At 51.9% G+C, this 13,228-nt stretch carries 15 protein-coding genes and 2 pseudogenes; 11 read left to right on the forward strand and 6 right to left on the reverse strand.

Going from position 1 to position 13,228, the window contains the following annotated elements; genetic code table 11:
- Positions 1-8 precede the first annotated feature (8 nt).
- Positions 9-983 (reverse strand): TIGR03756 family integrating conjugative element protein, encoded by a 975-nt coding sequence (locus IEV89_RS10080; RefSeq protein ID WP_188473097.1) that lies wholly within the window; start codon positions 981-983, stop codon positions 9-11.
- Entirely contained in the window at positions 980-1,384 is a 405-nt protein-coding gene (locus tag IEV89_RS10085; RefSeq protein WP_188473099.1) for a TIGR03757 family integrating conjugative element protein, read from the reverse strand. Before IEV89_RS10085 ends, IEV89_RS10080 begins: the two co-directional genes overlap by 4 nt.
- 177 nt (positions 1,385-1,561) lie before the next feature.
- Here IEV89_RS10085 and IEV89_RS21725 point away from each other — a divergent pair.
- From IEV89_RS21725 to IEV89_RS10100, 3 genes and pseudogenes are all read left to right on the forward strand, one after another.
- A pseudogene (locus IEV89_RS21725) lies at positions 1,562-2,109 on the forward strand (transposase); the annotation flags it as partial.
- A gap of 397 nt (positions 2,110-2,506) precedes the next feature.
- On the forward strand, positions 2,507-3,985 hold the full coding sequence (locus IEV89_RS10095) for a SulP family inorganic anion transporter (protein WP_188473103.1): 1,479 nt from the start codon (positions 2,507-2,509) through the stop codon (positions 3,983-3,985).
- Between the two features lie 17 nt (positions 3,986-4,002).
- A complete protein-coding gene (locus tag IEV89_RS10100; protein ID WP_188473105.1) occupies positions 4,003-4,830 on the forward strand; it encodes a universal stress protein in 828 nt (275 codons plus the stop codon).
- A 525-nt stretch (positions 4,831-5,355) separates the two neighbouring features.
- Here IEV89_RS10100 and IEV89_RS10105 read toward each other — a convergent pair.
- From IEV89_RS10105 to IEV89_RS10120, 4 genes are all read right to left on the reverse strand, one after another.
- Positions 5,356-5,586, reverse strand: a complete 231-nt coding sequence (locus IEV89_RS10105; RefSeq protein ID WP_188473107.1) for a thioredoxin family protein — start codon at positions 5,584-5,586, stop codon at positions 5,356-5,358.
- Between the two features lie 13 nt (positions 5,587-5,599).
- Positions 5,600-6,601 carry a permease gene (locus tag IEV89_RS10110; RefSeq protein ID WP_188473110.1) on the reverse strand — a complete coding sequence of 334 codons (1,002 nt, stop codon included), beginning with the start codon at positions 6,599-6,601 and terminating at the stop codon, positions 5,600-5,602.
- Positions 6,602-6,816: 215 nt separating this feature from the next.
- Positions 6,817-7,359 (reverse strand): sigma-70 family RNA polymerase sigma factor, encoded by a 543-nt coding sequence (locus tag IEV89_RS10115; RefSeq protein WP_229746437.1) that lies wholly within the window; start codon positions 7,357-7,359, stop codon positions 6,817-6,819.
- Between the two features lie 124 nt (positions 7,360-7,483).
- Complete coding sequence (locus IEV89_RS10120; RefSeq protein ID WP_188473112.1) at positions 7,484-7,666, reverse strand: hypothetical protein; 183 nt, start codon at positions 7,664-7,666, stop codon at positions 7,484-7,486.
- 118 nt (positions 7,667-7,784) lie between these two features.
- Here IEV89_RS10120 and IEV89_RS10125 point away from each other — a divergent pair, with 118 nt between their 5' ends.
- The 8 genes and pseudogenes from IEV89_RS10125 to IEV89_RS10155 all read left to right on the forward strand — a co-directional run bounded on the left by IEV89_RS10125 (position 7,785) and on the right by IEV89_RS10155 (position 13,217).
- Positions 7,785-8,138: a metalloregulator ArsR/SmtB family transcription factor gene (locus IEV89_RS10125; RefSeq protein WP_188473113.1), complete on the forward strand. Its 354-nt coding sequence runs from the start codon at positions 7,785-7,787 to the stop codon at positions 8,136-8,138.
- 57 nt (positions 8,139-8,195) lie between these two features.
- Positions 8,196-8,402, forward strand: coding sequence for an arsenate reductase/protein-tyrosine-phosphatase family protein (locus tag IEV89_RS22110; protein WP_506256299.1), 207 nt, complete (start codon positions 8,196-8,198; stop codon positions 8,400-8,402).
- On the forward strand, positions 8,354-8,671 hold the full coding sequence (locus IEV89_RS21730) for a low molecular weight phosphatase family protein (RefSeq protein WP_506256300.1): 318 nt from the start codon (positions 8,354-8,356) through the stop codon (positions 8,669-8,671). Before IEV89_RS22110 ends, IEV89_RS21730 begins: the two co-directional genes overlap by 49 nt.
- Positions 8,672-8,693: 22 nt before the next feature.
- Positions 8,694-9,065 (forward strand): arsenite efflux transporter metallochaperone ArsD, encoded by a 372-nt coding sequence (arsD, locus tag IEV89_RS10135; protein WP_188473116.1) that lies wholly within the window; start codon positions 8,694-8,696, stop codon positions 9,063-9,065.
- 23 nt (positions 9,066-9,088) lie between these two features.
- Positions 9,089-10,849: an arsenical pump-driving ATPase gene (arsA, locus tag IEV89_RS10140; protein WP_188473287.1), complete on the forward strand. Its 1,761-nt coding sequence runs from the start codon at positions 9,089-9,091 to the stop codon at positions 10,847-10,849.
- Positions 10,850-10,897: 48 nt separating this feature from the next.
- Positions 10,898-12,161: pseudogene (locus tag IEV89_RS10145) on the forward strand (arsenic transporter).
- A gap of 64 nt (positions 12,162-12,225) precedes the next feature.
- Positions 12,226-12,654, forward strand: coding sequence for a glutaredoxin-dependent arsenate reductase (arsC, locus tag IEV89_RS10150; protein ID WP_188473118.1), 429 nt, complete (start codon positions 12,226-12,228; stop codon positions 12,652-12,654).
- Positions 12,655-12,719: 65 nt separating this feature from the next.
- A complete protein-coding gene (locus IEV89_RS10155; protein ID WP_112197296.1) occupies positions 12,720-13,217 on the forward strand; it encodes an arsenate reductase ArsC in 498 nt (165 codons plus the stop codon).
- Positions 13,218-13,228 lie beyond the last annotated feature (11 nt).

Consider the following 13,228-nt stretch of genomic DNA (forward strand, 5'->3'; position numbering starts at 1 on the left):
TGTGAGTCTCACGAAAAATCAGTGCTGGAAAGGAAGGTCTGCCCGCGTCTCTTGCAGCAGCTGTAAGGTTGCCAGAGTGCCCAGGCATAATTACCGTCCTGAGAAACCGTCGCGCCGGTGTCGGGGAAGACTGCACAGGTGGTCGAGAGCGTCGGAGAAAGACGTTGCCATTTATGGTTTTGGGTACCGGTATTCTCTTTCACCGGTGCAGGTGGCCAGTAGCCTGGGGATTGCTGGCCTACCAGCGGCTGGTAGACGTGCAGTTGGCCAGTGCGGGTGATGACATCGGCCACGCGCTGTGCGACGACGGCTGCGGACTTATACGCGTCCTCCTGGGTGACAAAACCGCTACGCGGATAGATGTTTCCCCACATATTGGCCCCGGCCTGACTGCCCAGCTCACGCTGTCCGGGGATAAGGGCTTCCGGGTAAAGGCCTTCAGGCAGGCCACTTCGCCAAATCAGCCCATCGAGCGAACTGACAAAGTACGGCACAAAAGGCGTGGCAACGGACTTGCAGGAATAACCCGCTATCTGTCCCCCGATAAGCGTGGTGGCCGGATGGCCATAGGCGTCGGCATAGTGAAAATGCAGGTTCTGTTTACGCATCCCCGGGGCTTTCATTTCCTGCTGTCCGCCGCCGGCGCTGACGCCGCTCAGTGAACCGACAATGCCGCTTTCTCCGCTACCGGCCGCACCGCTGACCGCTGACATTTCCGTCCAGGGATTATCGCCGGGGCCGGAATAGGCTGACACCACAGCTTCCGGGATGAAATGTTCAACCTTCACGGATGTTTTGACAGAGCAGCCAAAAGGCGTGCAGAGGAGCCAGTAGCAGATCCCCTTCACCTTCCAGCCGATACACGAGACGCTGGCCGCGCTGGAAATCAGGCTGGCTGTGTTCACGCTGGCCGCACACAGCCCACTGCCGGTCAACAACGTGGCCAACAGCAGCCGGCGGGAACGCGGTGAGGAAAATGTCATTGGTTCGCCCCCCGCCAGTCAGCCAGATGTTGCATGGCCACGCTGACGTCCGTAGTGCCGTAGACCACCCATTTATCGTCAAACACGACCGCAGGGTACTTAGCCAGACCCAGCGACCAGGCTTTCATCAGCCCCTGATAAGCACTGACCAGTTGCTTTTGTTGAGATGAAAACGCAAGTGAGTTGAGAAGATCCCAGGCCTGTTTTTCAGCCAGGGCGGGATTTGCCGGGAGGCTGCCAAAAATATCCCTTTGAACATTCTCGGGCGCATCGAGGTAAACCACAGGAATATCTGGAGAGGGAGAACTGACGGGGTTCGAACTGTCGGTATAAATGACGGTGCCAGCACAGGCACTTGCAGACAGGCACAGTGCCGACAAACAGCTGATGAGTTTTTTCATAGAGAACACTCCTTAAGCGGATAACTCGCCTAAGGTGCGTCGATACGCCGCTCACGTCAGTAAACAACTCAATATCTGACCGCGAAAATTTATCTGCTCTGCTCTGCGCGCCACGTCAGCATTACGTTAAATCATCCAGTGCGTTGCACCAGGAAGTAGGTAAGATTTCCAGTCGTGAGGGATATACGCGCAATACCGTACGAAGCGCGCGCCTTACTCACCACCATGATCGTCCGTCGTCGCCAACTGAATAACATCCTAGTCCCGAACGTAATCGTCGCTTCCCCTCTCCTCTGCAAAGTTTTAAGAGTGTCGATAACATGGTTGATACCCCTGAAAGCGTGCTCGAGTTGAATGGGAGTATAAAAGGCTTAGGCGAAGTCACTGTCGCGTCTCTGATTGCAGAGCTGCAGGAGTTGAGAAAAATGAATCGAAGAAAGATTAACGCACTGAATGGCGTTGCCTCCAGAACAGAGACTCAGGAAAAGTGCGGGGTAGACGAACCGTATTTGGTTGCAGGCCCAGTATACGCAAGGCTTTATATGGTAGCACTGGCTGCTATGCAGTTTATTCCCGCAGATAAAGAGTTTTACTAGCGACTGATTACAACGGGTAAACCCAGAAAGCTCGCACTCGTCGCATGCATGCGAAAACTGATTACTATACTCAATGCCATAATGGAACATGCCAGAGCAAGAGATCCCGTGTATTTTCGGTCGACATGACACTGGGGGTGACCGCGTGCGGAATGAATGCCACCGCGATAAATAGAATTCTGGGCCTTAGCTCTGGAACGTTCTGGCATTGACCCTATGATATTTTCGTTTATAGTACTGTGCTGTTCTTCTGAGCTGCCGCACATGGTGTGCATGCAGCCCAGGTTAGCGGCCAAGACAAGCAGTGTGTTTTTCTGGTCATGTTTATTCCTGAAGGTGTATACACCAACCGTAAAGGATCAATTAAAACAATCATGCGTATCACGCCACCCTGAGTCCCCCTCCTCTGTCGCTCTGAGTCATTTCAGCGCGAACTCATGAGCATCCCGTCTGCGGATGTGTTTCATCGTACATAAAATTTAATGCCCTCAACGGGCTGACTCTATTCAAAAACTGAGAAAATACTATGTTGCTGTCCTCGACGCGTAAGGACTGGCTGGGTAACGTCCGTGGTGACGTACTGGCCGGTATTGTTGTCGCGCTCGCGCTCATTCCAGAAGCGATCGCCTTTTCCATCATTGCCGGTGTTGACCCCCAGGTCGGGCTCTACTCAGCATTCTGTATCCCGCTAGTTATGGCCTTCTTTGGCGGCCGCCCGGCGATGATATCTTCATCCACTGGCGCAATGGCGCTGCTGATGGTGACGTTGGTGAAAGATCATGGCCTGCAGTACTTACTGGCTGCCTCCATACTGACCGGGATATTCCAACTGATGGCCGGTTATCTGAAGCTCGGCGGGTTGATGCGCTTCGTCTCACGCTCAGTGGTGACCGGATTCGTGAATGCACTCGCGATTCTGATTTTTATGGCGCAGTTACCTGAGCTGACCAATGTGACCTGGCATGTTTATGCCATGACAGCAGGTGGGCTCGCCATTATCTACCTTTTCCCGTATCTGAATAAAACCATCCCCTCACCGCTGGTCTGCATCGTGGTGCTCACGGGGATTGCCATGTGGTTGCATCTGGATATTCATACCGTCGGGGACATGGGCAAACTGCCTGACAGTCTACCGGTCTTCCTGTTACCAGATATCCCGCTAAATCTCGATACGCTCCTGATTATCCTCCCGTATTCCGCAGGCCTCGCCGTTGTGGGATTACTGGAATCGATGATGACAGCCACTATTGTGGACGACATGACAGATACGCCCAGTGACAAAAATCGGGAATGCAAGGCGCAGGGTATTGCTAATATCTGTACATCCTTTATCGGGGGAATGGCGGGTTGTGCAATGATTGGGCAATCCGTTATCAATGTAAAATCTGGCGGGCGGGGGCGTTTATCCACCCTCACGGCAGGTGTAGTCCTGTTGTGTATGGTGGTCTTCCTGCGGGACCTGGTCTCACAGATCCCTATGGCCGCACTGGTCGCCGTGATGATCATGGTGTCGATTGGTACCTTTTCATGGCGTTCTGTTGCTGACCTCAAAACTCATCCCCTGTCAACCAGCGTTGTGATGCTGGCAACGGTCGTGGTGGTGGTGACCACTCATAATCTGGCATTCGGGGTACTCACAGGCGTGCTAATCGCTTCTCTGAATTTTGCCACCAAAGTGGCACGTTTTCTGGTTGTCTCTTCAGAGCTTAAAGAGGGGGGGCGGTTCTATAAGGTGACAGGGCAGGTATTTTTTGCCTCCGCCGACCGCTTTATGGCGCATTTCGATTTCCGCGAAGCGGTAGAGAAAGTTGTCATTGATGTTTCGCATGCCCATTTCTGGGATATCACTTCTGTCAGCGCACTGGATAAGGTGGTCATTAAATACCGCAGAGAAGGAACTGAAGTTGAGATCCATGGGATGAACGAAGCCACTCGTACTATCGTTGACCGCTTTGGGGTTCATGATAAACCCGAAGAAGTCGAAAAACTGATGGGAGGTCATTAATGTCAGGATTTAATGATATGAACAACACCGTTATTGCCTGTGTTGATGGATCGTCATCAACACGCGCTGTCTGTGAATATGCAGCCTGGGTTGCCGGAAAGCTTGAAGTTCCTCTTGCCCTGCTGCATGTGCTGGAAAAAAACGAACAACCCGCTGTTTCGGACCTGACTGGCACTATCGGTATTGACAGCCGGGAGCAACTGACGCAGGAGCTTGTCCGGATAGAGGGGGAGCGTAGTCGTCTGTTAATGGCTCAGGGACGCGCCATTCTTGCAGGATGCGCGGAACTGCTCAGTCAGATCGGTAACCCGGATGTTCAGCAGATTCAGAAACATGGCTCACTGGATATGATCCTGGCTGACCTGAAGGATATCCGCCTGATGGTGCTCGGGCGCCGGGGGTCACAGAACCCGGTTGGCAGTAATCTGGAGAGTATCATCCGCCTTCAGAAAAAACCGGTAATGATTGTACCTGAATCTTTTTCTCCGCCCTCAAAAGTCATGTTTGCGTTTGATGGCAGTGAGGAAAGCCGGAGAAACCTGCGCCGTCTTACATTCAGCCCTCTGCTGCAGGGAATCGAGTGCCATGTTGTGATGGTGAACGGGGATGTCCATACTCTCGAAGAGGCGCGCCGAAGCCTGCAGACCACAGGCATCAGTGCGATATCCCGGTTAGCTGAAGGGCGCTCTGTAACGGAGGCACTCTGTCGTTACGCCGCAGACAACAGTGTGGATTTGATTGTCATGGGTGCATATGGCCACTCTTCCCTCCGACGTTTTTTCATCGGCAGTAATACAACTGCAATGCTCGAACAGACCAGCGTCCCACTGCTAATGCTCAGATAAGCCAGCACCTGGAGGAAACTCCGGGTATTTTTTAATTCAGAACGGTAATTAAAAGTGTAAATCCAGCAGTCAAAGGAAAAAATGGGCATCTAACATATATGTTTGATGAGCTTCTGGCTCTCGCCCTACTTAGCCTGGTTGCATTTGAGAAACCCTTAAAATATATGGATGACACGGATGCTGAACGTATCGCTCGCTTTAAAAAACCATTACACCAGGACTTATTGAGCAGGTACGTCTCAGGATTCTGAGCTTGAAGCGAAGCTTCAGACTTTAAACGAATAAGCGTCAGGAATATGATAAATAAAGGCTGGACAGGGACTGCAGAAAGACTGCCAGCAGTTAGAGAATCAGAGTGTAAACTTCACCTGCTGTGGGGAGCGCCCCGGCAGAGATGAAGGCATACCTTCATCTCTGGGCCTGAACTTTTCATTCAAAAAAGGTTACTGCCGGGTGTCCTATACAGGAATCATAGCCGTATATTTCAGACAATGAACGAACAGGGATTACTTCCCTGCCTGCAGGTCAGAGCCAGCTTTCGATAATGTCTCTTGATGGTATTCCTCCGGCATGAACAACGATGTCATCAATGACAACTGCCGGGGTTGACATCACTTTGAGTTTTATTATTTCAGACAGTGACTCCACTTTTTCAAGTTGAATAGTGACGCCACGCTCATCAGCCACTTGCTGGATAAGCCGGATGGTTTTTTTACAGCTGGAACAACCTGTACCCAGTACTTTTACATGCTTCATTTTATGCTCCTCATCAGGAAATTAATGGGAATACAACGTTAAAAATCCAGCCAACCAGGGTGAAAGAGGTCAACAACAGCAACAGCAGGATGCAAAGTAATTTCCACTTCATCACTTGTTTGAGCAGAATGAACTCAGGAAAGCTGGCTGCAACAGTGCTCATGCAAAAAGCCAGTGTTGTACCTACTGGCAGGCCGTTAGTAATCAGGCTCTCCATCACGGGGATCACACCGGTAGCATTGGAATAGAGTGGTATGCCAATCAGCACGGCTACCGGGACTGTCCACCATTGACCGGCGCCGAGATGCGACGCGATCCATCCGTCTGGCACAAATCCATGCAGTGCCGCGCCAAGTCCTACCCCGAGAATGACCCAGAGCCAGACACGCTTAAAAATGGTGAGCGTTTCATCTCTAGCAAAGGCATGTCGCTTTGAGAGAGACATATGTGGTGTCACGGCAGATTGTCGGATCAAATCAGTTTGATGTTGCTGCCCATCTTTGAGGGCATCAGCGGCAAAGTCAGCTAACCAGCGTTCGGCCTTAATCCGATCAAGAAAAGCACCGCCAGCGATACCAACAGCCATTCCGACAACAATATAAATGAGCGTGAACTTCCATCCGAGCAGGCTGACCAGAAGCAGGACGGCGACTTCATTGATAAGGGGGGAAGTGATGAGAAAGGCCATGGTAATCCCGAGTGGTATACCAGCCGAAGTAAATCCCAGAAATACCGGGATACTTGAGCAGGAGCAGAACGGGGTAATGGCACCAAAGCAGGAGCCCAGTAAATACCCTATCCCCCGGTGCTTACCTGCAAGATAATTTCTTACCCTCCCGATATCCAGCGAGGCCCGTAACATGGCCACGAAGTAGATCATGACCAGCAACAGAACGAAAATCTTGCTCACGTCTTCGATAAAAAAATGGAGCGCGTCCCCGAGTTTGGTTGCAGGACTCAGACTAAGGCGTTCATAGACCAGCCAGGTGGCAAAATCAGTGAAAATCTGGAACATAACGGACAGGCCTCACGATGGTTGTTTCCCCGGAAGACGCCGTTTGACAGAAAAGGATGCAGTTTTTTGCGATTTATTTCATTTGCTGAGAAATGTTACTGAGCAGGATTTCACTACATTCGTCATCCTGATAACTTAAATACTACCTGTGCAATATATACATCCAATGCAACAGAAATAGCTTATTTGTGTACTCTTAAAGGTAAACTGATCCTTCATCGGGGAGTGAAACAACATACCCGACCAGACTCATCCAGTCTGACCTGGCAATCTCTGGAGAGTTTCTGATGCAACCTCTCTCTCGCACGTGACAAACGCGATTTGGTTGCAGCAAGCGTCAGACCATTTCGGTCTGCGAAATCAGCCTGTTTCATCCCTTCAAGATCACAGAGTGTAAGGATAGTCCGATCAGCCTCTGTCATTTTATCCAGTATGCGGGACAGACAACCAGCCAGTGAGTCGACAGTCTCAGGAATATTATCCGGTATGGATACATCATCGTGGAGAGGCATACATGGGCGCTGCCGGCGACTTTTATCAATAACCAGATGCCTGGCAACCTCAAATAGCCAGGCTCTGGCATTCACGATGGCACAGAATTTCCCCTGTTGACGTATTGCCCGGAGGAAGGTTTCCTGTATCAGATCATCGGCATCAGCCTCATTCCCCACTTTTCTGAGTAACCAGCAAAGCAGTTCGTGTTCATGCTTCTTCCACGCCTTCATCAGGCAAGGCGGCGTGCCGGTCAGTTGCACCATTTATTACTCTCTCGTCATATGTCCAGCATAGCTGGAGGATATTTATTTAGATGCTGTCGGGTACGGATTCTGGTATGAGGCGACTGTCGGAGCCACGATGATGTGATGGACTGACAGTACCCGATCAGTTATCCATCTTTGGGGAATCCCTTCCTGCAACAGGGCATGCTGTCTTCTGTTCAGTATCATTCAGCAAAGAGTCATGCGCAATACCATCAATTTCCGCGCATTCGCTCCCGGATAAAGCGTCAAAAAAGCTGTCCGGAATCTGCCTGATAAGCCAGCCAATGACTTTTTCGATACGCATGATTGCCTCCTTTACTCAGCCTCATAATTATAGCCTTTCACATTCGATTAATCGAATGTGTCATTGACATAAAAACAGAGAGGACTAAGATGAAGCCGAACGAAACCACGGAGTATTTATGCACCCGATTACCGCGCTTCAGCTTTTCAAAAATCTCTCGGATGAAACTCGCCTGAAAATCGTGCTGTTACTGAGAGCTTCGGGAGAACTCTGTGTTTGCGAGCTTTGCGGAACGCTGGAGGAATCTCAGCCGAAGATATCCCGCCATCTTTCCATGCTACGGGAAAGCGGGTTGCTTATTGACCGCCGTGAGGGTAAATGGATCCATTATCGGCTTTCAGCGCACATGCCCGCCTGGGCGGCAGCAGTAATTGAGCAGGCTTATTTGAGCCAGGAAGAGGAAATCTCGCTTCTGACCGGACGGATTGCCCGTAACAGTTCCACAACAGGTGGCAGAGCAGTTTGTCTTTAACTGACTATAAAAATTTATTTAAACATATATGGTTTAACGAATTTATATGGCGATGTTATGAATATTCTTTTTCTCTGCACCGGTAATTCCTTCCGCTCCACTCTGGCCGAAGCGACATTTAACGCGCGTCCTTCGAAAGAGCATCATGCATTGAGCGCAGCCAGCAAAGAGGTGAAGTACATCTCCGCTCTCTTACTCTTCTCAGGAAAGAAGGGATACCCACGGATGGGTACTACAGCAAATCGTGGGACAACCTCCCTGTGACGCAGGATGTGGTGATCACGGTGCTCAGGAATGCGGCTGGTGAAACCTGTCCTGCCAACCTGGCTCCAGCAGGCAGGACACACGGGGGAGTGGAGGATCCTGATAAGACTACCGGGAGTGAACAGGAAATCGATGCCGCTTTCGAAAAGGCCTGGCAAATTCTTCATCACCGGATTGAAGCCTTTCTGTCGCTTCCGCCATCAGTCCTGTCCGGCCCTGAAAAGCGTCTTCAGGCAGAACTAAACCGGATCGGTGAAACCATTTTTTAATTGAAACCTGAAGGAATAGATAATGAAAACGCTGTCAGTGTATGACCCGGCACTTTGCTGCACTTCTGGCGTGTGCGGTACGGAAGTTGATCAGGCTTTAGTGTCATTTTCTGCAGACGTAGCGTGGTTGAAACAGCAGGGTGTGTCGGTGGAACGCTTTAATCTTTCACAGCAGCCGATGGCATTTGCTGAGAACCCGTCAGTTAAAGCCTTTCTTGAGCGCTCTGGCGCTGAAAGCCTGCCATTAATTCTGCTTGATAGCGAGTTCGTCCTGTCCGGTCGCTATCCGACACGGCAGGATCTGGCTCGCTGGTTTGGGATTACTCAGGAGAAAGTTGGAGTTGGTATGGCTCCGGCGAAAAACTGCTGTGGCGGCAAAACTTCATGTTGCTGAACCCAACCGGAAAGGATCCCATGATGAACTATCTGAACAGTATTCCGAAGTTTCTCTTTTTTACGGGGAAAGGAGGGGTCGGAAAAACCTCGCTTTCCTGCGCAACGGCTATTCGTCTTGCTGATGATGGCAAACGGATCCTGCTGGTCAGTACCGACCCGGCGTCAAATGTAGGACAGGTTTTCGGGCAGCAAATTGGTAACACCCTGACGGTCATCACTGCCGTCCCCGGACTCACAGCGCTGGAAATCGATCCACAGGCGGCAGCGCAACAATATCGTGCCCGCATCGTTGATCCGATTAAAGGCGTTCTGCCCGAAGATGTCGTTCGCAGCATTGAAGAACAGTTATCCGGTGCCTGCACAACAGAAATTGCTGCTTTTGATGAGTTCACCGGCCTGCTGACCGACGACGGGTTGCTGAATGATTTTGACCATGTGATTTTTGATACCGCGCCTACAGGGCATACCATTCGTCTTCTCCAGTTGCCAGGTGCCTGGAGCAGTTTTATCGAGACGAATCCTGACGGTGCATCCTGCCTTGGACCGCTGGCCGGACTGGAAAAACAGCGGGAACGTTACTCGCATGCATTATCGGTGCTGGCAGACGGGGAAAAGACACGGTTAATCCTGGTCGCCCGCGCTCAGCAGTCAACGCTGGCTGAAGTCGCCCGCACGCATGATGAACTGCTGCATGTCGGTCTTAAGCATCAGTACCTGGTCATAAACGGGATGATGCCTGCCGAAGAAGCGTCGCAGGACAGCCTTGCCAGTGCATTATACCAGCGAGAACAACGTACTCTCTCCGTAATGCCGCCGGTACTTACCACGCTTCCGACTGACAGGTTAAACCTGCAGCAGGAAAATCTGGTTGGAGTGAAGGCGCTTCGCCGTCTGCTGAACAGAGATATCATCCCATGTTCATCAGCCGCTGTGATACCACGGTCTGAGGTCATCTCCGCACCGTCCCTGAAAATGCTGGTTGATGATATCGCCAGGGACAGACATGGTCTGGTGATGTTGATGGGCAAAGGGGGGGTGGGAAAGACAACGCTGGCCGCTGCTGTCGCCGTGGCGCTCGCTGACAAAGGGTTTGATGTCCACCTCACCACCTCCGATCCCGCAGCACACATTGAAAGCACACTTAACGGACAACGCCATAATCTTCAGGTCAGCCGTATCGATCCACATACCGAGACAGAGCGCTACCGGGAACATGTTCTTGCCACGAAAGGAAAGGATCTGGATCCACAAGGGCGGGCGCTGCTTGAAGAAGATTTACGTTCTCCCTGTACGGAAGAAATCGCCGTGTTTCAGGCATTTTCCCGTGTGATCAGGGAAGCAGGAAAGCGTTTTGTCGTAATGGATACCGCCCCGACGGGCCACACACTGCTGCTGCTTGATGCTACGGGAGCCTACCATCGTGAAGTGGCAAAACGGATGGGGGAAAAGGGACATTATTTGACGCCAATGATGCAGTTGCAGGATCCTGAGCGAACCAAAATCATGCTCGTTACCCTGCCAGAAACCACGCCTGTTCTGGAGGCTGCCAACTTACAGGAGGATCTTCGCCGGGCGGGCATTGAGCCGTGGGCGTGGATTATCAATAACAGCCTTGCCGCCGTACGTACGACGTCTACGTTACTCAAAATACGCGCTGCACATGAAGTGGAACAAATCAGGAAAGTTCAGTCAGGCCTTGCAACACGTCTGGCATTGATCCCGCTACAGGAAGATGAGCCGGTCGGTATTGACCGTCTTAGAATTCTCGCTGGAAAACAATAATAAGCGACACTGCGGACGAGCATAACTTGTCCGCACAGGAGAGAAAGTATGTGGTTAGCAGGAGCGATTTTTGTTCTGACGATTGTGTTGGTTATCTGGCAGCCTAAAGGCCTGGGTATCGGCTGGAGCGCCCTTATCGGTGCCGCGTTGGCTTTGGTCTCCGGCGTGGTCCACATTGGCGACATTCCCGTCGTGTGGAACATTGTGTGGAATGCGACGGCCACCTTTATTGCAGTCATCAGGTTTCTTCGAGTGGGCGGCGCTGCATGTCGCGCGGTGGGGCAACGGTCATGGCCGTTTGCTGTTTACTTACATTGTCCTGCTCGGCGCTTCCGTTGCCGCGCTCTTTGCCAATGATGGAGCCGCGCTTATTCTCACGCCGATTGTGATTGCCATGTTGCTGGCATTAGGCTTTAGCCGCGGCGCGACGCTGGCTTTTGTGATGGCGGCAGGTTTCATCGCTGATACTGCCAGCCTCCCGCTAATCGTGTCAAACCTGGTGAATATTGTCTCCGCCGACTTTTTCAACATCGGGTTCAACGACTATGCCTCGGTCATGGTACCTGTCGACATTGCAGCCATCGTGGCAACGCTGGCGATGCTACACCTGTTCTTCCGTAAAGACATTCCGGCCACCTACGACGTGTCTAAATTGGCTGAGCCGCGCAAGGCCATCAAGGATCCTCTGACCTTTAAAACGGGCTGGTTTGTGTTACTACTGCTATTGATAGGATTCTTTGGGCTGGAGCCGCTGGGCGTGCCGGTCAGTGCCGTCGCGGCGGTGGGAGCACTTATTCTATTTATCGTGGCAAAGCGCGGTCATGCGATCAACACCGGCAAGGTGCTGCGCGGCGCCCCGTGGCAAATCGTCATTTTCTCTCTGGGTATGTACCTGGTGGTATACGGCCTGCGCAACGCCGGCCTGACTGATTATCTGTCAATGGTCCTCGACCGCTTTGCTGAGCAAGGTCTGTGGGTGGCGACCCTGGGCACGGGCTTCCTGACCGCCTTTCTCTCCTCCATCATGAACAACATGCCGACGGTACTGATCGGCGCGCTGTCCATTGAAGGCAGCAGCGCGGCGGGTGTGATCAAAGAGGCCATGATTTATGCGAACGTCATCGGCAGTGATTTGGGGCCAAAAATCACCCCGATTGGCAGCCTGGCGACCCTGCTATGGCTCCACGTGTTGTCGCAGAAAGGCATCAAGATCACCTGGGGCTATTACTTCCGGGTCGGGATTGTCATGACCCTCCCGGTACTGTTTGTGACGCTGGCCGCCCTTGCCTTACGCTTATCGTTTGCCCATTAATTCATCCCTGGCTACCCGCCTGCCGTGACGTCACGGCGGGCCTTACTCACAAGAGAGCACCGTTATGACTTCTATCACGATTTATCATAATCCTGCCTGCGGCACCTCGCGCAACACGCTTGAACTTATCCGCAACAGCGGCGTTGAGCCAACCGTTATTCACTATCTTGAAACGCCACCGGGCCGCGATGAGCTGATAAAGCTGATTGGCGACATGGGGATTTCAGTGAGATCACTGCTGAGAAAAAATGTCGAACCTTATGAACAACTGGGCCTGACTGAAGATGCGTTCAGCGATGAGCAACTGGTGGACTACATGCTGCAATATCCCATTCTCATCAACCGCCCTATTGTCGTCACGCCGCTTGGCACCAAACTGTGTCGCCCGTCGGAGGTCGTTCTGGATATTCTCCCGGGCGCGCAGCAGGGTGCCTTCACCAAAGAAGACGGTGAAGCCGTAGTCGACGCCCAGGGAAAGCGGGTTGCTAAATAAACCAGAGTGAAACAGAGAGGCACCCCATCAAAGGGGGGCCTCTCGTCCATAAGGGGGGTTAAAGAATGGCTATGAAAAAACATCGGGTTCTGTTCGTGTGTTCGGGCAACTCAGCCAGAAGCCTGTTTGCCGAAGCTCTGCTCAATAAGATTGCCGGCGATAAATTTGAGGCGTTCAGCGCAGGAAGCGCTCCGATGGACGCACCTCATCCGCTGACGCTGGAGGTGCTGACCATGCAGGGTATGGATACGTCATCGCTATACAGCAAGGGGTTAGAGCATTTTACCGGCAGTGATTCCCCGCACATGGATTTTATCTTTACGCTTTGCGACAAAACCGCCGGAGAAGGCTGTCCGGCTATACCGGGGCAGCCGATAACGGCTCACTGGGGATTTCCTGATCCCACAGCTGTTGAAGGTACTGAAGAGGAAAAGATTCGGGGTTTTATCCAGGTTGAGAAACAAATAGCCACACGGCTGCGGCTGTTCGTCAGCCTGCCCGTTGATAAAATTGAACGCATGTCTCTTCAGGTCCAGCTTCGACAATGGGGAAGCGACGATTAATCCTCAGCATT

The organism is Hafnia psychrotolerans (assembly GCF_014639435.1).
GTDB lineage: Bacteria > Pseudomonadota > Gammaproteobacteria > Enterobacterales > Enterobacteriaceae > Ewingella > Ewingella psychrotolerans.